16 protein-coding genes and 1 tRNA gene are annotated in these 16,396 nt (G+C 67.7%); 10 read left to right on the top strand and 7 right to left on the bottom strand.

What is annotated here, in order from left to right; genetic code table 11:
* Positions 1-29: 29 nt before the first annotated feature.
* The 4 genes from dapE (at position 30) to VHAB30_RS09460 (ending at position 5,112) form a co-directional block, all read left to right on the top strand.
* Complete coding sequence (gene dapE, locus VHAB30_RS09475; RefSeq protein WP_159276849.1) at positions 30-1,217, top strand: succinyl-diaminopimelate desuccinylase; 1,188 nt, start codon at positions 30-32, stop codon at positions 1,215-1,217.
* A complete protein-coding gene (gene prmB, locus VHAB30_RS09470; protein WP_159276848.1) occupies positions 1,214-2,095 on the top strand; it encodes a 50S ribosomal protein L3 N(5)-glutamine methyltransferase in 882 nt (293 codons plus the stop codon). Before dapE ends, prmB begins: the two co-directional genes overlap by 4 nt.
* 142 nt (positions 2,096-2,237) lie before the next feature.
* Positions 2,238-4,241 carry an ABC-F family ATP-binding cassette domain-containing protein gene (locus tag VHAB30_RS09465; RefSeq protein WP_159276846.1) on the top strand — a complete coding sequence of 668 codons (2,004 nt, stop codon included), beginning with the start codon at positions 2,238-2,240 and terminating at the stop codon, positions 4,239-4,241.
* Positions 4,242-4,599: 358 nt separating this feature from the next.
* A complete protein-coding gene (locus VHAB30_RS09460; RefSeq protein ID WP_139701662.1) occupies positions 4,600-5,112 on the top strand; it encodes a hypothetical protein in 513 nt (170 codons plus the stop codon).
* Positions 5,113-5,128: 16 nt separating this feature from the next.
* Here the strand turns inward: VHAB30_RS09460 and VHAB30_RS09455 are convergent, their stop codons facing one another.
* Positions 5,129-5,359 (bottom strand): helix-turn-helix domain-containing protein, encoded by a 231-nt coding sequence (locus tag VHAB30_RS09455; protein WP_062470169.1) that lies wholly within the window; start codon positions 5,357-5,359, stop codon positions 5,129-5,131.
* A gap of 70 nt (positions 5,360-5,429) precedes the next feature.
* Here VHAB30_RS09455 and VHAB30_RS09450 point away from each other — a divergent pair, with 70 nt between their 5' ends.
* The 3 genes from VHAB30_RS09450 (at position 5,430) to VHAB30_RS09440 (ending at position 8,096) form a co-directional block, all read left to right on the top strand.
* Positions 5,430-6,155 (top strand): helix-turn-helix domain-containing protein, encoded by a 726-nt coding sequence (locus VHAB30_RS09450; RefSeq protein ID WP_083259139.1) that lies wholly within the window; start codon positions 5,430-5,432, stop codon positions 6,153-6,155.
* Between the two features lie 540 nt (positions 6,156-6,695).
* Positions 6,696-6,929, top strand: coding sequence for a hypothetical protein (locus tag VHAB30_RS09445; protein ID WP_062470163.1), 234 nt, complete (start codon positions 6,696-6,698; stop codon positions 6,927-6,929).
* Positions 6,930-7,031: 102 nt separating this feature from the next.
* The gene (locus VHAB30_RS09440; protein ID WP_159276844.1) at positions 7,032-8,096 is read left to right on the top strand and encodes an asparaginase; all 1,065 of its coding nucleotides are present in this window, start codon (positions 7,032-7,034) and stop codon (positions 8,094-8,096) included.
* Between the two features lie 15 nt (positions 8,097-8,111).
* Here the strand turns inward: VHAB30_RS09440 and VHAB30_RS09435 are convergent, their stop codons facing one another.
* A complete protein-coding gene (locus VHAB30_RS09435; RefSeq protein ID WP_139701665.1) occupies positions 8,112-9,014 on the bottom strand; it encodes a LysR family transcriptional regulator in 903 nt (300 codons plus the stop codon).
* Between the two features lie 122 nt (positions 9,015-9,136).
* Here VHAB30_RS09435 and VHAB30_RS09430 point away from each other — a divergent pair, with 122 nt between their 5' ends.
* Together VHAB30_RS09430 and VHAB30_RS09425 are read left to right on the top strand one after the other, a co-directional pair.
* A complete protein-coding gene (locus tag VHAB30_RS09430; protein WP_159276842.1) occupies positions 9,137-9,844 on the top strand; it encodes a type 1 glutamine amidotransferase domain-containing protein in 708 nt (235 codons plus the stop codon).
* A gap of 15 nt (positions 9,845-9,859) precedes the next feature.
* On the top strand, positions 9,860-10,717 hold the full coding sequence (locus VHAB30_RS09425) for a type 1 glutamine amidotransferase domain-containing protein (RefSeq protein WP_159276840.1): 858 nt from the start codon (positions 9,860-9,862) through the stop codon (positions 10,715-10,717).
* Between the two features lie 79 nt (positions 10,718-10,796).
* Here VHAB30_RS09425 and VHAB30_RS09420 read toward each other — a convergent pair.
* From VHAB30_RS09420 to tolB, 5 genes are all read right to left on the bottom strand, one after another.
* Positions 10,797-10,872, bottom strand: a tRNA-Lys gene (locus VHAB30_RS09420).
* Positions 10,873-10,923: 51 nt separating this feature from the next.
* A complete protein-coding gene (locus VHAB30_RS09415) occupies positions 10,924-11,742 on the bottom strand; it encodes a tRNA threonylcarbamoyladenosine dehydratase (protein WP_235926844.1) in 819 nt (272 codons plus the stop codon).
* 80 nt (positions 11,743-11,822) lie between these two features.
* Positions 11,823-12,575 carry a tol-pal system protein YbgF gene (gene ybgF, locus VHAB30_RS09410; protein WP_062470144.1) on the bottom strand — a complete coding sequence of 251 codons (753 nt, stop codon included), beginning with the start codon at positions 12,573-12,575 and terminating at the stop codon, positions 11,823-11,825.
* Positions 12,575-13,093, bottom strand: a complete 519-nt coding sequence (pal, locus tag VHAB30_RS09405; protein ID WP_062470142.1) for a peptidoglycan-associated lipoprotein Pal — start codon at positions 13,091-13,093, stop codon at positions 12,575-12,577. The genes ybgF and pal overlap by 1 nt, the downstream gene beginning before the upstream one ends.
* A gap of 36 nt (positions 13,094-13,129) precedes the next feature.
* Positions 13,130-14,356, bottom strand: a complete 1,227-nt coding sequence (gene tolB / locus VHAB30_RS09400) for a Tol-Pal system beta propeller repeat protein TolB (protein WP_216360076.1) — start codon at positions 14,354-14,356, stop codon at positions 13,130-13,132.
* 253 nt (positions 14,357-14,609) lie between these two features.
* On the opposite strand from tolB, the gene msbA reads away from it, so the two are divergent.
* Positions 14,610-16,394: a lipid A export permease/ATP-binding protein MsbA gene (gene msbA / locus VHAB30_RS09395; RefSeq protein WP_159276838.1), complete on the top strand. Its 1,785-nt coding sequence runs from the start codon at positions 14,610-14,612 to the stop codon at positions 16,392-16,394.
* The last annotated feature ends 2 nt before the right edge of the window (positions 16,395-16,396 follow it).

Genomic DNA, 16,396 nt, shown 5'->3' with positions numbered 1-16,396 from the left:
AAGGGACCTGCCCAACTGCTCACTCTGCCATGTCCCGTACGCTCCAGCTCGCCGAACAACTGATCTCGCGCCCTTCCGTCACCCCCGACGACGCGGGTTGCCAACAGATCCTGGGCGAACGCCTCGCCGCGCTGGGCTTCACGCTGGAAACCATCGAGAGCGGCCCGGCCGATTTCCGGGTCACCAACCTCTGGGCCGTGCGCCGGCCCACGAATGGCAAGGCCACGAAGACGCTGGTCTTTGCCGGCCACACCGACGTGGTGCCCACCGGCCCGCTCGACCAGTGGAGCAGCCACCCGTTCACGCCGACGCACCGCGACGGCAAGCTCTACGGCCGCGGCGCCTGCGACATGAAGACCTCGGTCGCGGCCTTCGTGACCTCCATCGAAGAATTCCTGCAAGGCGAGCCCGACCCGGCGCTCACGCTGGCCCTGCTGCTGACCAGCGACGAGGAAGGCCCGGGCGTCGACGGCACCGTGATCGTCTGCAACGCACTGGCCGCGCGCGGTGAAACCATCGACTACTGCATCGTCGGCGAGCCCACCTCGGTCACGCGCTGCGGCGACATGATCAAGAACGGCCGCCGCGGCACCATGAGCGGCAAGCTCACGGTGAACGGCGTGCAGGGCCACATCGCCTACCCGCACCTGGCGAAGAACCCGGTGCACGCGGTGGCGCCCGCGCTGGCCGAGCTGGTGGCGATCAATGCCGTCGGCGGCTGGGACGCGCAAAGCAACCCCTACTTCCAGCCCACCAGCTGGCAGATCAGCAATTTCCATTCGGGCACCGGCGCGAGCAATGTCATTCCGGGCAGCGCGGTGATCGACTTCAATTTCCGCTTCTCGACCGAATCGACGCCCGAGTCGCTGCAGCAGCGCGTGCATGCCGTGCTGGACGCACACGGCGTCGACTGCACGCTGGCCTGGACCGTCGGCGGCCTGCCCTTCCTGACCACGCCGGGCGAGCTCGTCACGGCCGTGCAGGCCGCGATCCACGAAGAGACCGGCCTGGACACCGAGCTGTCGACCAGCGGCGGCACCAGCGACGCGCGCTTCATCGCCAAGATCTGCAAGCAGGTGGTCGAATGCGGCCCGGTGAATGCCAGCATCCACAAGATCGACGAGCACATCGACGTCGCCGAGATCGAGACGCTGAAGAACATCTACCTGCGCACGCTGCGCGGGCTCGACGCGGCGCTCGCCCAGGGCGCCCGATGAGCACCGTCATCGAACTGATTGAAGCCGGCGCGAAGCGGCTCGAAGACGCCGGTGTGGCCTTCGGCCATGGCACCGCCAACGCCTTCGACGAAGCCGCCTGGCTCGTGCTGTGGCGCCTGAAGCAGCCGCTGGACGACATCGACGCCGTGGCCGACACCCCCGTGTCGCCGGCCGACGCCGCCAAGGTGGCCGCCCTCATCGACGAGCGCATCGCCACGCGCAAGCCCGCGGCCTACCTCACGAAAGAAGCGTGGCTGCAGGGCGTGCCCTTCTACGTGGACGAGCGCGCCATCGTGCCGCGCAGCTTCATTGCCGAGCTCATCGCCGACGGCAGCATCGACTACTGGCTGGGCGAACACACGCAGCGCGTGCTCGACCTGTGCACCGGCAACGGCAGCCTCGCGGTGCTCGCGGCGCTCACCTACCCGGACGTGACGGTCGATGCGGCCGACCTGTCGGTGCAAGCACTCGAAGTGGCCGCCATCAACGTCACGCGCCACGCGCTCGACGCCCGCGTCAAGTTGATCGAATCGGACGGCCTGAAGAACGTGCCCGGTACGTACGACCTCGTGCTGTGCAACCCGCCCTACGTGAACAGCGCCAGCATGGCTGCGCTGCCCGCCGAATACCGCGCCGAGCCCGAACTGGCGCTGGCCGGCGGCACCGACGGCATGGATTTCGTGCGCCAGCTGTTCGCCGACGCGCCCGCCCGCATGAGCGAGCAGGCCGTGCTGGTGCTGGAGATCGGCAACGAGCGCGACTACTTCGAAGCCGCGTTTCCGCAGCTCGAGGTGGTCTGGCTCGAAACCTCGGCCGGCGAAGACCAGGTGTTGCTGGTCACCCGGACGGCGCTGCTGGCCGGCGCCGGCGTGCGTTAGCGACGCCCGCCGCCCCCCGCTTCACCGCCTTGCACGCAGCCTTCGGGCTGCGCCCCCTTTCATCGGGTGATGTCCGCCTTTGCCCCTTCGCGCCGGCTCGCCGAAGGCCGGACGGGATAATCCCCCCTACGGTTCCTATTTCATGATTACTCTCAAAAACGTCATTCTTCGCCGCAGCGCCAAGAAACTGCTGGACGGCGCCACCGTCAATCTCAACCCCGGCGAAAAGGTCGGCTTGGTGGGACGCAACGGCGCCGGCAAGTCGTCGCTGTTCGCGCTGTTCAACGGCACGCTGCACGAAGACGGCGGCGACTTCTACATTCCCAAGCAGTGGCGCATGGCCCAGGTCGCGCAGGACATGCCCGAAACCGAGGAGTCGGCCACCGACTTCGTGGTGGGCGGCGACACGCGCCTGACCGAGCTGCGCGCCACGCTGGCCGCCATCGAGGCCGCCTACGCCGAGAACCCCGACGACGCCGACATCGGCATGGAGCTGGCCCACGCCTACACCGACCTGGCCGACGCCGGCGAGCACGACGCCGTGCCGCGCGCGCAGGCGCTGGTGCTGGGTCTGGGCTTCAAGTCGCACGAGCTGGACGAGCCCGTCAACAGCTTCTCGGGCGGCTGGCGCATGCGCCTGCAGCTGGCCCGCGCGCTGATGTGCCCGAGCGACCTGCTGCTGCTCGACGAACCGACCAACCACCTGGACTTGGACGCCCTGGTGTGGCTCGAAGCCTGGCTGCAGAAGTACCCCGGCACCATGATCGTCATCAGCCACGACCGCGAGTTTCTCGACGCCGTGACCGACGTCACCCTGCACATCGCCAACGCCCAGCTCACGCGCTACGGCGGCAACTACAGCAAGTTCGAGGACATGCGCGCGCTGCAGATGGAGCAGCAGCAGGTGGCCTTCAGCAAGCAGCAGGACAAGATCGCCCACCTGCAGAAGTTCATCGACCGCTTCAAGGCCAAGGCCAGCAAGGCCAAGCAGGCGCAAAGCCGCGTCAAGGCGCTGGAGCGCATGGAGAAAGTGGCGCCGCTCCTGGCCGAGGCAGACTTCACCTTCGAGTTCAAGGAGCCGGGCAACATCCCGAACCCGATGCTCTCGATCGACAACGCCAGCTTCGGCTACGAGGTTGAAGGCGAAGCGCCCAAGACCATCCTGCGCGGCGTGAGCCGCTCGGTGCTGGCGGGCCAGCGCATCGGCATCCTGGGCGCCAACGGCCAGGGCAAGTCGACGCTGGTGAAGACCATCGCGCGCGAAATGGGCGCGCTGGCCGGCCAGGTCACCGAAGGCAAGGGCCTGAACATCGGCTACTTCGCGCAGCAGGAACTCGACGTGCTGCGCCCGCAGGACAACCCGCTGGAGCACATGGTGCGCATGGCGCGCGAACTGGGCAGCAATGCCAAGGAAGCCACCGGCGAGCAGGCCCTGCGCGGCTTCCTGGGCAGCTTCAACTTCAGCGGCGACATGGTCAAGCAGCCCGTGGGCACCATGAGCGGCGGCGAAAAGGCCCGCCTCGTGCTCGCGATGATGGTCTGGCAGCGCCCCAACCTGCTGCTGCTGGACGAGCCCACCAACCACCTGGACCTGGCCACCCGCGAGGCCCTGGCCGTGGCGCTCAATGAGTTCGAAGGCACGCTGATGCTGGTGAGCCACGACCGTGCGCTGCTGCGCTCGGTGTGCGACGAGTTCTGGCTCGTGGGCCGTGGCGTCGTCACCGACTTCGATGGCGACCTGGACGACTACCAGCGCTACCTGCTCGACGAATCCAAGCGCCTGCGCGAAGAGGCCAAGGTGGCCGTGCGCGAAGCGGACGCCGTGGCGGCGGCTGCTGCGGCCGCCGCAGCGGCAGCGCCAGTGAAGAGCAGCAACACCCCCGAGCAGCGCAAGCAGGACGCCCAGGAGCGCCAGCAGCGCAGCGAGCAGGCCAAGCCGCTGAAGAAGGAGATCGCGAAGATCGACGAGCGCATGGCCGCGGCCAGCACCGAGCGCAGCACGCTCGAAGCCCGGCTGGCCGAACCGCTGCCGCCCGCCGAGATCGCCGACGCCGGCAAGCGGCTGAAGGCGCTCAACGACGAGATCGCGCAGCTCGAAGAGCGCTGGCTGGCACTGTCCGACCAGCTCGAAGCGCTGGCGGCATAGGGCCTGTTCACCCTATTTCTGGCGTCGCGAAGGTCTGCCACGGCGGGCCAATCAAGGCGCGTGACGCCGCGTGTGCATGCGCACACGCAAGGAGCGCAACGCCGAGTGGCCCGCCGTGGCAGACCTTCCCTTCGGGTTGGCTGGCAAAGGGGCCGTCTGCGGCGTTGCCCGCGCTTGCAAGGCTTCAGCCTTGCTGCGCACGGGCGCCTTGCAGCCAGCCCCTTTGCCAGCCAACGCGACGCTAGAAATAGGGTGAACAGGCCCTAAGCCCCCTGCCCGCGCGCGGCTGGCAACCCGCCGGCCGGCACGGGCCGGGTAGCATGGCACGCTCAGGGAACCCGCCAAGGAGCCACGCTGCATGCCTTCTTCGATCGAACTCGCCCGGGGCGATGAAAAACTCATCGCGGCCATCCACCGCAGTCGACGCCTGATCGGCCGCAAGGCCCTCATGGCCGCCGCCGCCAGCGCCGTGCCGCTGCCCGGCGTCGACTGGATGGCCGACGCGGCGCTGCTGTCGCGCCTCGTGCCGCAGATCAGCGCCGAGTTCGGGCTCTCCGTCACCCAGGTCGAAAAGCTCGCGCCGCACCAGCGCGAGCGCATCCAGAAGGCCGCGACCACGCTGGGCGCCTTGCTTGTGGGGCGGCTCGTCACGCGCGAGCTGCTCATGAAGCTGGCCCGGCACGCCGGCATCCGCCTCACCGCCAAGCAGGCCACCAAGTACGTGCCCATCGCCGGGCAGGTCGTGTCGGCCGCGCTCGGCTATGCCGCGCTGCGCGCGCTGGGCGAACAGCACATCAAGGACTGCGTGCGCGTGAGCACCACGCTGGCCCTGACGCCGCCCGAGCCCGCCGAACGGCTCAAGCCGGCCTGATCCGGCCACCTTCGGGTCAGTCGCCGGCAGGCGGCGGCCCGTAGTGCGGGGCCGGCCGCAGCGCCTCTTCCTTCATGCGCTGCTCGTAGGCGGCCAGCAGCGCGACGTAGTGGCGCGACATCACGTCGCTCACCCGCCCCAGCCCGATCTTGCTGACCGTGGGCTGCGGAATGCCCGTGCGTTCCTGGATCTGCTTTTGCGTCAATCCGAGCGCCCGCAGCGCCTGCACCAATTCGCGTGGCTTCATATCGATCCTCCCTTTTTTTCCTATTTTAGAGTCCAATACGAATATTCATCTGCGCTTGAATCTCCACCCCATGGAGACTATTGCTTCACGTGCCCTGGCCGCACGCAAATTCGCCAAGATGACGCAGAAGCAGGCCGAGGCCGCTTCGGGCGTCAAGCAGTCGAGCATCTCGAAGATCGAGCGTGGCGACACCAGCCGGTCGATGAGCGTGCTCGCCCTGGCACGCGCCTACCGCGCCGACCCCAACTGGCTCGACACCGGCGACGGCCCCGCCCCGTGGGACGAAGTGCAGATCCGCCTGGCACGCGACAACGCCCACGAGCCGCCCGGTCCCTATCGCGTCACCCGCATCGCGCCCGTCGGCCCGGCCTTCGCGCCCCAGACGCCCGGCACCGTGCCGCTGATCTCGTGGGAGCAGGCCGGCGAATGGCGCGGCGCCGAATCGCCGCCCCGGCCCACGCTGGCCGAACGCTGGATTCCCTGCATCGCGCACCACAGCGCCGGCACCTACGCGCTGCGCGTGCGCGGCGACAGCATGACCTCGCCGCACGGGCACCTGAAGAGCTACCCGGCCGGATCGATCGTCTTCGTCGACCCGCAGCACACCACGCCCGACGACGGCGAACGCGTCGTCGCCAAGCTCGACGACGACATCCGTGGCGAAGTCACCTTCAAGGTCTACAAGGAAGACGCGGGCCGCCGCTGGCTGCTGCCGCTGAACCCCGCGCACGAAGCCGTGCGCGTGCCCTTCACCGTGCTGGGCACCGTGATCGGCAAGTGGGAAGACGAAGACTGAAGGCCCAAAGGGCCTCTTTTCGCGAGGTCAGGTTGCGTACAGATTCGCCGGGCACAGTGAGGTTTCTCCCGGTGGCTTGCACCTCTGATCCTCCCTCCTCCAGCAAGTCACCTTCCGGCCCGCCCTCGTGCGGGCTGTTTTTTTGCCTGCGCCGCTGCGCGTCGGGCAGAGGCTTTTGATGGGGTCGATTCTTTCTGGTATATAATTCGCGGTTGCCCGAAACGATCGGGCATTTGCCTGGCCAGGCAAGCTGAATCTCATACCAGCGCGTCGAAGTCATAGCGACGAGAAAAACAACAATGACTTCCGCAAACGAATCTTTGCCGTAGCGTGGACCGCGTAAGAGTTCACGACCACATTCCGACAAAAGCCCTCCTCGCGAGGGCTTTTTCATTTCTGCGCGCTGGCGCCCCCAAGGCGTCCGCCTTCCGTCAACCCCTCTTCTTTCCTACACGGTGTAACGGAATGCGACCTACGCAGTACCACGCGGGCCCAAGAGACGATTCGTTCACTGTCAGCACAGGGAACAAAGGGAATCACATGAGCCTCAGGGACATCCGCGAACGCTACGGCGTCAGCTTCGAAAGAGGAGCCCGCGTCATCTGCGGCGGCCGGCTCGGCACCGTCGCCGGCGCGAGCAGTTCGCACATCCGCATCAAGTTCGACGGGCGCCAGATCAGCAGCCCGTGCGATCCCCTGGAGGTTCAGCCCTGCCACGAAGGCGCCGTGAACCTCTCGCCGCAGACCACGCAAGACTGGCACGCCCCGGCGTAGCCCTGCCTGCGTGCCCGACGGGGCACATCTTCCTTGGCGTCCACGGTGTGGCGCAGCCGTCGCGTAGCATCGGCGCGCACCCTCACACCGCCAAGGAAACCCATGAAGACTCTGAAGAGGACACTCGCACTTGCGACGATCGGCCTGGCAGCCGTGGCCACGTCGGCGCAGGCACAGGCGCAGACCCGACCCGTCGTGCAGTTCATCGCCACGGGCGGCACCATCGCGATGAAGATCGACCCCGTCACCAAGGGCGTGGTGCCTGCGATCTCGGGCGACGACCTGATGCAGACGGTGCCCGATGCCGGCAAGTACGCCACCATCGAGGTCAACAACTTCTCGGCCATGTCGTCCAACTACATCGAGGCGAAATGGTGGACGCGCCTGACCAAGGCCGTCGACGACGCGCTCGCGCGCCCCGAGGTGGCCGGCGTGGTCATCGCGCACGGCACCGACACCATGGAAGAAACGGCCTACTGGCTGGACCTCACCGTCAAGTCCGACAAGCCGGTGATCCTGATCGGTGCGCAGCGCAATGCCTCGTCGCCCGACTTCGACGGCCCGCGCAACCTGCTCAACGCCATCCGCATCGCCACCACGCCCGAAGCGCGCGGCAAGGGCGTGATGCTGGCGATGAACAACCAGATCAACGCGGCACGCAACGTCACCAAGACGCACACCGCCAACGTCGAGACCTTCAATTCGGGCGACTTCGGTTTCCTGGGCGAAGTGTGGGACGACAAGGTCGTCTTCACCCGAGCGCCGCTGCGCCGCCAGCACATCGACATCGGCAGCGCCGAGATGCCGCGCGTGGAAATCGTCGCCATGTTCGGCGGCGCCGACGGCTCGCTCATGCGCTACGCCGTCGACCAGGGTGCCAAGGGCATCGTGGTGCAGGCGGTGGGCATGGGCAACATGAACGTCTCGATGTTCGAGGCGCTCAAGTACGCGCTGTCCAAGGGCGTGCCGGTGGTCGTCTCCACGCGCGTGCACAACGGCCGCACGCGGCCGGTCTACGGCTTCGTGGGCGGCGGCAAGACCAGCGACGAGGCCGGCGCCGTGATGGCCGGCGACCTGAGCCCGCAGAAGGCACGCCTGCTGCTGATGCTCCAGCTGCACCGCGGCGTCACGGGCAAGGCCGAGCTGCAGGCCGCGTTCGACCGCTGAGTCCCGCGCACCGCGTCAGGCCGGTGCGCCGGCCAACGCATCGATCAGGGCGCGCGAGGCGGACGACAGCCGCCGGTGCGGCGCATAGATCACCGATACCGGCCGCGAGCGCCCGCATGCCGGTGCCAGCACCTCCACCGCACGGCCCTGCGCGAACAGCGGGCGTGCGATGAAGTCGTAGGTCTGGCAGATTCCGAGCCCGCTCAGCGCGAGCGCGACCACGCCCAGCACATCGTCCGACACCTGGAGGCTGCCGTGCGGCGTCCAGTCCACGTCGCGCCCGTCCTCCTGAAGAATCCACGGCGCCACGCGGCCGGTGCTGGGCATCACGAAAGGCAGGCAGGCGTGCTGCGCGAGGTCGCCGATGCGCGCCGGCATGCCCGCGCGCGCGATGTAGTCCGGCGCGGCGAGCAGGCACATCGGCGCGTCCTCGAGCTTGCGCCCGACCAGGCCGCTGTCAGGCAGCGGCCCCATGCGGATCGCGAGGTCGTAGCCCTCGGCCACGAGGTCGACGTTGCGGTTGGTGATGTTCAGCTCCACGCGCACCTGCGGGTGGCGGGTGCAGAAAGGCTGCAACAGCGCCGGCAGCCGGTGATGGGCGTAGGTGGTGGGCACGCTCAGGCGCACGCTGCCCGTCAGCTCGTCGCCCTGCCCCTGCATCGCGCGCTCGGCATCGTCGATGAGCGCGAAGGCCGCACGCGACTGCTCCAGGTACAGCCGCCCCTGCTCGGTGAGGCTCAGGCGCCGCGTCGTGCGGCGCAGCAGCTGCACGCCCAGCCGCGCCTCCAGGCGCGTGATCGCGCGGCTGAGCACCGAGGGCGTCGTCGCCAGCGCCACGGCGCCGGCCGTCATCGAGCCCTTGTCGACCACGGTGACGAAGGTTTCCACATCCCCGAGGTGATCGAATCGGCGGCTCATCTTGGCTCCTGAAGAACAAATGTTTTCCTGACTGGCCAGTTTATCGCCGGAGAGGCAATCAATACATTCGATCTCGAGGGCCGCAGGGCCCTGCCTCTTCCCCTTTTCACCAGGAGCTACAGATGACTTCCACCACCACCGCCCCGTCGATCCGCCCCGTCCTGATGGTGCTCACCAGCCATGGCACCAAGGGCGCCACCGGCGGCGAGCCGACGGGCTTCTACCTCGGCGAACTGACCCACCCGCTGGCAGAGCTCGAAGCAGCCGGCATCCCCTTTGAACTCGCGTCCATCCAGGGTGGTGAGCCGCCGGTCGATGGCCTGGACCTCGGCGATGCGGTCAATGCGCGCTACTGGAACGACAGCGGCTTTCGCGAAGCCCTGCGCCACACGCAGCGCCTGGGCGATGTCGACGCCTCGAAGTACAGCGCGATCTTCTTCGCCGGCGGACACGGCGCGATGTGGGACTTTCCGACCAACCCCGACGCGGCGCGCGTGACCCGCGAGGTCTACGAAGCGGGCGGCGTGGTGGGCGCGGTGTGCCACGGCCCGGCGGCGCTGGTCAACGTGACGCTGGGCAACGGCGCCTACCTGGTCGCGGGCAAGAACCTCAGCGCCTTCACCGACGACGAAGAACGCGCCGTCGGCCTCGCGCAGACCGTGCCCTTCCTGCTCGCCACCACGCTCGTGCAACGCGGTGCGCACCACCACCCGGCGCCCGACTGGACGGCGCAGGTCGTGGTCGACGGACGGCTCGTCACGGGGCAGAACCCGCAATCGGCCGCGGGCGTCGGTGCGGCGATGCGCGAACTGCTGCTGCGCCAGAACTGAAAGGAAAGAACGTCCATGAACTCGCTCCACAAACTCGCCGCCCTCGTGACCCTCGGCTTGGCCGCGCTCGGCGCGCAGGCCGCCAACGTGCTGGTCGTGCTGTCGGATGCCGACCACCTCGACCTGAAGGACGGCAAGGTCTTCGCCACCGGCTTCTATCTGAACGAACTGATGCAGCCGGTGAAGCTGCTGCTCGACGCCGGCCACCAGCTGACCTTCGCCACGCCGCAGGGCAACGCGCCCACCGTGGACGCATCGTCGGTCGACAAGATGTATTTCGATGGCGACGAAGCCGCCCTCAAACAGCACAAGGCGTTGCTCGACAAATTGAAGCTCACCTCGCGCACGGACTCGCCGGTGATCAGCCTGTCGCGCGTGGCGCAGATCGGCTACGCCCGCTTCGACGCCGTCTATGTGCCGGGCGGCCATGCGCCCATGCAGGACCTGCTGACCAGCCCCGCGCTGGGCCGGCTGCTCGCGGACTTTCATGCGCGCCACAAGACCACGGCCCTGGTATGCCACGGCCCGATCGCACTGCTCTCGACCTTGCCCGATGCACAGGGCTTCACGAACCGGCTCGCGGCGGGCGGCGCGATCGAGCAACGCCCGGACTGGATCTACGCCGGCTACCGCATGACCGTGATCAGCAACCAGGAAGAGGAGCTTGCCAAGGCGGCACTGCAGGGCGGCATGATGAAGTTCTACCCGCAGACCGCGCTGCAGCAGGCCGGCGGCGCCTACAGCAGCAACCAGGCGCCGTTCACGCCGAACGTGGTGATGGACCGCGAACTCATCACCGGGCAGAACCCGGCGTCGGCGCTCGGTGTGGGGCGCGAACTGCTCAAGCGGCTCAGGCAACAGCCGGCGTCCTGACCGCCGTCCTGGCGTCGAGCCCAAGAAAAAAGCCAGCTGTCAGGTTGACAGCTGGCTTTTCATGTTTCGCATGGCTCGGTGGTAGGACGTACTGGATTCGAACCAGTGACCAACGGATTAAAAGTCCGCTGCTCTACCAACTGAGCTAACGTCCCGGAACCATTTTTCTTGCTTCTTGCCGACGTTGAATCCAGCAAAGCCTCGGATTATAGCGTGGTGTTTCTCGCAATTTCGTCGAGCACCCACCCTGCCGCACATTGACCGAAGGTGGCGGTCACGCTGACCACCGATCCGTAGCCGTGGCAGTTGAGCGAACCGTCGCCCGCATCGATCTGGCAGGACGCATCGGGCGGTGCCACGCTCTCGCGGCTGAACACGCAGGCGAGGCCGATCTTGCGGCCTTCGCGCGGCGCGCCGTGCAACTTGCGCAGCCGCTGGCGAAGCTGGGCCAGCAGCGGGTCGTGGGTGACGAGCGACAGGTCGTCGATATCGACCTTGTGCGCCTGCCGCTTGCCGCCCGCCGCACCGACCGTGATGAACGCGGTGCTGCGCGACACGGTGCGCGCCCAGGCGGCCATGGCGAGCTTGGCCTTCACCTGGTCGCAGGCATCGATCACCGCGTGCACCGGCCCGTGGGCGGCCTGCGCGGTCTCGAGCAGCGAGGCCCAGTTGTCGGGTTCGACGAACTCGTCGATGGCGAGCACCTGGCAGTCGGGGTTGATCTGCGCGATGCGCTCGCGCATGGCCTCGACCTTGGCCTGTCCGACGGTGGAGTCGAGCGCGTGGATCTGGCGGTTGATGTTCGACTCCGACACGTGGTCGAGGTCGATGAGCGTCAGTCGCCCCACTCCGCTGCGTGCCAGCGCCTCGACCGCCCACGAGCCCACGCCGCCGATGCCCACGACGAGCACATGCGCGTGACGGATGCGCGCGGCACCGGCCACGCCGTACAGGCGCTCGAGGCCGCCGAAGCGGCGCGCAAAGTCAGGCGCCGCGGTGTCGGTGAGGACATCCGCGGCGGCCATGGGGAGGGACGAGGCTTCTTCAGCCGAAGGCGTCATCGAAGCACTCTCAAGCGGAACACTCCGCCGAAACGGTCATTGCATCAGCGCAGGCGCGACAGACGCTCGCGGCCCGCCTGTGCGGCTTCCGACTGCGGGTAGGCCTTGGTCAGGTCTTCCAGCGTGCGGCGTGCGGCGCGCGTGTCCTTCAGTTCGATCTGGCAGTTCGCGATCGACAGCACGGCTTCGGGCGCCTTGGCATGGTCGGGCGCGAGCGAGAGCATCGAGCGGAAATTGGCGATGGCTTCGTTGTAGTTGCGCGTGGCGTACTGCGCATTGCCGAGCCAGAACAGCGCGGACGCGTTGTAGCCGCTTTGCGGGTAGCGCTTCACGAACTCGGCGAAGGCGGTCTGGGCCTGTGCGAACTGGCCCGAGCGGAAGACGCCCAGGGCGGCTTCGAAGTCGGCCTTTTCCTTCGGATCGGCGTTGAACTCGCGGCCGTCGATCGAGACCTTGGAAGGCTCGTTCTGCTTGAGCTTGTCGTCGATCGTGGTCTGGCGCGACTGCATTTCGCTCAGCGTGCGCGTGAGCTGCTCGTTCTGGCCGGTCATGCGTGCCAGTTCGCCGCGCATCTGCTCGATCTGGCTTTGCAGGTCGAGCAGGCTGCGACGCAGCTGGCCGTTTTCGTCGGCCAGGCGCTGGTCGGTCTGCTGGCGCATGGCTTCGACGCGCTGGCGCAGGTCGAGGATGGCGCGGCGCGCCTCGTCGTCCTCGAACAGCGCCGCCTGCGAGCCGGCCGACGCGCAGAACAAGGCGGCGGCGAGGGCCGCGCCTCGCCACAGGGCACGTGGTTGCATCACCGGGTGTAGCGGATTTCAGCGCGGCGGTTCTGCGCCCACACTTCTTCGCCCGAGCCTTGGGCTGCGGGCTTTTCCTTGCCGAAGCTCACGGCTTCGATCTGGCTGTCGTTCACGCCCAGCAGCGTGAGCGCACGGCGCACGGCTTCGGAACGCTTCTGGCCGAGGGCCAGGTTGTACTCGCGGCCGCCGCGCTCGTCGGTGTGACCTTCGATCGAGATGCGTCGTTGCGTGGCGCCCTTGAGGAAGCGCGCGTGGCCGTCGATCACCGACTGGAACTCGGGCTTGACCGTGTAGCTGTCGTAGTCGAAGTACACGATGCGTGCCACGCCGACCGGACCTTGCGCCGTGTTGGCGTTCGGGTCGATGGTCACCGGGGCCACGGCGGTCGCGCCGCCTTGCTGGCCGCCGGCCGTGCCGCTACGGTCGGTGACCGGCGTTTCGTTGAGCTTGGTGCCCGACGAGCAACCGGCGATGAGCGCCACGATGGCGAGCGAATAGATCGTACGTTTCAACATTTGCGAACTCCTCAAGTAAATTTATCTGGTCAATGCTTATTGCTTTTGAAACGGACCCCAGTCCGGTTCGCGGATGTCTCCCGCCTGGCCCGCGAGGCGGGCCTTGATCTTTCCGTCCAGCGTGGTCGTCATGAGCGCCTCGCGGCCTTGCAGGTGCGTGGCATAGACGATCAGCTTGCTGTTGGGTGCGAAGCTCGGGCTCTCGTCGGCCGTGGTGTCGGTGATCGCGGCGACATTGCCGCTGGCCAACTCCATCACGTGGAGTTTGAACGCACCGCCGACCCGCGAGATGTAGGCCAACCACCGGCCATCGCCGCTGACAGATGGAGAAATGTTGTAGGTGCCGCTGAAGGTGACCCGCGTCGGGTTGCCACCGCTGGCGCTCATCTTGTAGATCTGGGGCGCGCCGCCGCGGTCGCTCACGAAGTAGATCGTGCTGCCGTCGGCCGAGTACACGGGCTCGGTGTCGATGCTCGAGCTCTGGGTCAGGCGGCGCGGTTCGCCGCCGCTGGCCGGGATGGTGTACAGCTGCGAGCCGCCATCGCGGCTGAGCGTGACGGCCAGCGAGCCGCCGTCGGGTGCCCAGGCCGGGGCGCTGTTGGAGCCCTTGAAGTTGGCGAGCAGCCGGCGCTGGCCGCTGGCCACGTTGTGCACGTAGACCACCGGCTTGCGCGACTCGAAGGACACGTACGCCAGCTGCTGGCCGTTGGACGACCAGCAGGGCGAGATGATCGGCTCGGGGCTGGCGAGCGCAGCCTGTGCGTTCTCGCCGTCGGCGTCGGCCACCCACAGCGAGTAGCGGCTGCCGCCCTTGGTGACGTAGGCGATGCGGGTCGAGAAGATGCCCTTCTCGCCGGTCAGCTTCTCGTACACGTAGTCGGCGATGCGGTGAGCGGCAAGGCGCAGGTCGCCCTGCGGCACGGTGTAGCTCTGGCCGCCGAGGTCGCGGTCTTTCACGACGTCCCACAGACGGAAGCGCACGTCGTAGCGGCCGTCGCCCAGCCGGCTGACGCTGCCCACCACGAGCGAGTCAGCGGTGCGCTGGCGCCACAGGGCAAGGTCGGGGCGCGAGGACTCGTCCAGCGCCTGGCCCGAGGCATCGACGCCGCGGAACTGGCCGCTGCGTTCGAGGTCGGCCTGGACGATGTCGGAAATCTTCTGGGGCGAGGCGTCCTGCCCCCGGAAAGGCACGAGCGCGATCGGCAACTGCGTCAATCCCACGCCCGACACCTCGACCCGGAACTGGGCCATGGCGGGAAGCATGGGAGAGGCAGCAAGGGCCGCGATGAGGCTGCGGCGTGCAATCAACGATGAAGAAGGAGTTGGGGAAAGATCTGGCAACGGCTTGTTCATGCGGTTCGGAGAGGTTTCCGGGTAAAAAGTTTCTCCCCGGCGTTTCACGGGCCACATGTTACACACTGGTTTGGACACGCCGTCACAAAACGTTTATCCGGCGAAATGGTCCTACAGGCCTCTCGAAAGGCGGCCGGAGCCGCCCCGTAAAATCCGCCGCCATATGCAAGCATCCCCCGGCAGCGAGAGCGCCCGCCCTCCCCTCATGCGCCGGCTGGCGCGACTCATGACCTGGTTCGGCAGTTCGCGCCAATGGTGGGCCGTGGGGCTGATCGGCGCCCTGCTGGCCGCGCTCACCGAGCCGCTCATGGCCGCCCTGCTCAAGCCGCTGCTCGACCGGGGCTTCACGCGCGGCGAAATGCCGCTGTGGTTCATTCCGGCCGCCGTGCTGCTGCTGTTCGCGGTGCGCGGCATCGCGCAGTTCATTTCGCAGTACGCGCTCTCGCGCATCGCCAACGAAGGCATGCAGAAGCTGCGCCGCGTGCTGTTCGAACGGCTGCTCGGCGCCGAGCTGGCGCTGTTCGCGCGGCAGTCGGCCAGTGCGCTGTCGAACACCGTGGTATACGAGGTGCAGACCGGCGCCATGCTGCTGGTGCAGGCGCTGCTCGGGCTGTCGCGCGACGGCTTCACTCTCATTGCGCTGCTGGGCTACCTGGTCTACCTGAACTGGAAGCTCACGCTCATCGTCGCCTTCCTGGTGCCCAGCATCTCCTGGATCATGAAGGTGTTCTCCAAGCGCCTGTACAAGCTCACGCAGCAGGGCCAGCAGGCCACCGACGAACTGGCCTACGTGGTCGAGGAAAACGTGCTGGCCCACCGCGTGGTGCGGCTGCACGGCGCGGAACAGGCGCAGGAGCGCCGCTTCGAACAACTGAGCCAGCGCCTGAACCGCCTGGCCGTGAAGTCCACCATCGCCCAGGCCGCCACCACGCCGCTGACGCAGATGATGGCTTCGCTGGCGCTGTCGGTGGTGGTGATGATCGCGCTGTGGCAAAGCGGCAAGCAGGGCTTCACGGTGGGCGGCTTCGTCGCCTACATCACGGCCATGCTGATGCTGATCGCACCGATCCGCCGCCTGGCCGAAGTAGCCGGGCCGATCACGCGCGGCCTCGCAGCGCTGGAGCGCGGCTTGATCCTCATCGACGAAGTCGCGCCCGAATCGCAGGGCAGCTTCAGCGTCGCGCACGCCCAAGGCCACATCGAGCTGCGCAACGTGCAGGTCAGCTACCGCGGCGACGACGAACAGCGCGCACTCGACGGCGTGAACCTCGTCATCGAGCCCGGCCAGGTGGTGGCCTTCGTCGGCCCCTCGGGCTCGGGCAAGACCACGCTGGTCAACCTGCTGCCGCGCTTCGTGCAGCCCAGCGGCGGCCAGGTGCTGCTCGACGGCCACGACACCAGCGAGTGGCAGCTCAAGAGCCTGCGCGCCCAGTTCGCGATGGTGAGCCAGGACGTGGTGATGCTCAACGACACGCTCGCCGCCAACGTGGCGCTGGGCGGCGACATCGACCTCGCGCGCGTGCAGTCCTGCCTCGAGGCGGCCAACCTGAGCGCGCACGTCGAGACCCTGCCGCAGGGCATCGACACCGTGCTCGGCCACAACGCCACGCAGCTGTCGGGCGGCCAGCGCCAGCGGCTGGCGATTGCCCGCGCGCTGTACAAGAACGCGCCCGTGCTGCTGCTCGACGAAGCCACGTCGGCCCTGGACACCGAATCGGAACGGCTGGTGCAGGACGCCCTGCAGCGCCTGATGCAAGGCCGCACCACGCTGATCGTGGCGCACCGCCTGTCGACCATCCAGCACGCCGACCGCATCATCGTGATGGAGCAAGGCCGCATCGCCGAGCAAGGCAGCCATGAGCAGCTCATGGCGAGCGACGGGCTCTATGCGCGGCTGCAGACGCTGGCAGTGCGCAGCGCGGCGCCGGGTCAGGACCCGACGCTCTGACG

Origin of the sequence: Variovorax boronicumulans (assembly GCF_009811375.1) — a bacterium.
In the GTDB taxonomy this organism is placed as follows: domain Bacteria; phylum Pseudomonadota; class Gammaproteobacteria; order Burkholderiales; family Burkholderiaceae_C; genus Variovorax; species Variovorax boronicumulans.
Note: the sequence above shows the minus strand (reverse complement) of the source record. Positions and strands in the feature narration are given on the sequence as shown.

Bases quoted from the DNA above. Each gene is read 5' to 3' on its own strand.
- dapE (WP_159276849.1), top strand. From the start codon at position 30: ATGTCCCGTACGCTCCAGCTCGCCGAACAACTGATCTCGCGCCCTTCC.
- prmB (WP_159276848.1), top strand. From the start codon at position 1,214: ATGAGCACCGTCATCGAACTGATTGAAGCCGGCGCGAAGCGGCTCGAA.
- VHAB30_RS09465 (WP_159276846.1), top strand. From the start codon at position 2,238: ATGATTACTCTCAAAAACGTCATTCTTCGCCGCAGCGCCAAGAAACTG.
- VHAB30_RS09460 (WP_139701662.1), top strand. From the start codon at position 4,600: ATGCCTTCTTCGATCGAACTCGCCCGGGGCGATGAAAAACTCATCGCG.
- VHAB30_RS09455 (WP_062470169.1), bottom strand. From the start codon at position 5,359: ATGAAGCCACGCGAATTGGTGCAGGCGCTGCGGGCGCTCGGATTGACG.
- VHAB30_RS09450 (WP_083259139.1), top strand. From the start codon at position 5,430: ATGGAGACTATTGCTTCACGTGCCCTGGCCGCACGCAAATTCGCCAAG.
- VHAB30_RS09445 (WP_062470163.1), top strand. From the start codon at position 6,696: ATGAGCCTCAGGGACATCCGCGAACGCTACGGCGTCAGCTTCGAAAGA.
- VHAB30_RS09440 (WP_159276844.1), top strand. From the start codon at position 7,032: ATGAAGACTCTGAAGAGGACACTCGCACTTGCGACGATCGGCCTGGCA.
- VHAB30_RS09435 (WP_139701665.1), bottom strand. From the start codon at position 9,014: ATGAGCCGCCGATTCGATCACCTCGGGGATGTGGAAACCTTCGTCACC.
- VHAB30_RS09430 (WP_159276842.1), top strand. From the start codon at position 9,137: ATGACTTCCACCACCACCGCCCCGTCGATCCGCCCCGTCCTGATGGTG.
- VHAB30_RS09425 (WP_159276840.1), top strand. From the start codon at position 9,860: ATGAACTCGCTCCACAAACTCGCCGCCCTCGTGACCCTCGGCTTGGCC.
- VHAB30_RS09415 (WP_235926844.1), bottom strand. From the start codon at position 11,742: ATGGCCGCCGCGGATGTCCTCACCGACACCGCGGCGCCTGACTTTGCG.
- ybgF (WP_062470144.1), bottom strand. From the start codon at position 12,575: ATGCAACCACGTGCCCTGTGGCGAGGCGCGGCCCTCGCCGCCGCCTTG.
- pal (WP_062470142.1), bottom strand. From the start codon at position 13,093: ATGTTGAAACGTACGATCTATTCGCTCGCCATCGTGGCGCTCATCGCC.
- tolB (WP_216360076.1), bottom strand. From the start codon at position 14,356: ATGCTTCCCGCCATGGCCCAGTTCCGGGTCGAGGTGTCGGGCGTGGGA.
- msbA (WP_159276838.1), top strand. From the start codon at position 14,610: ATGCAAGCATCCCCCGGCAGCGAGAGCGCCCGCCCTCCCCTCATGCGC.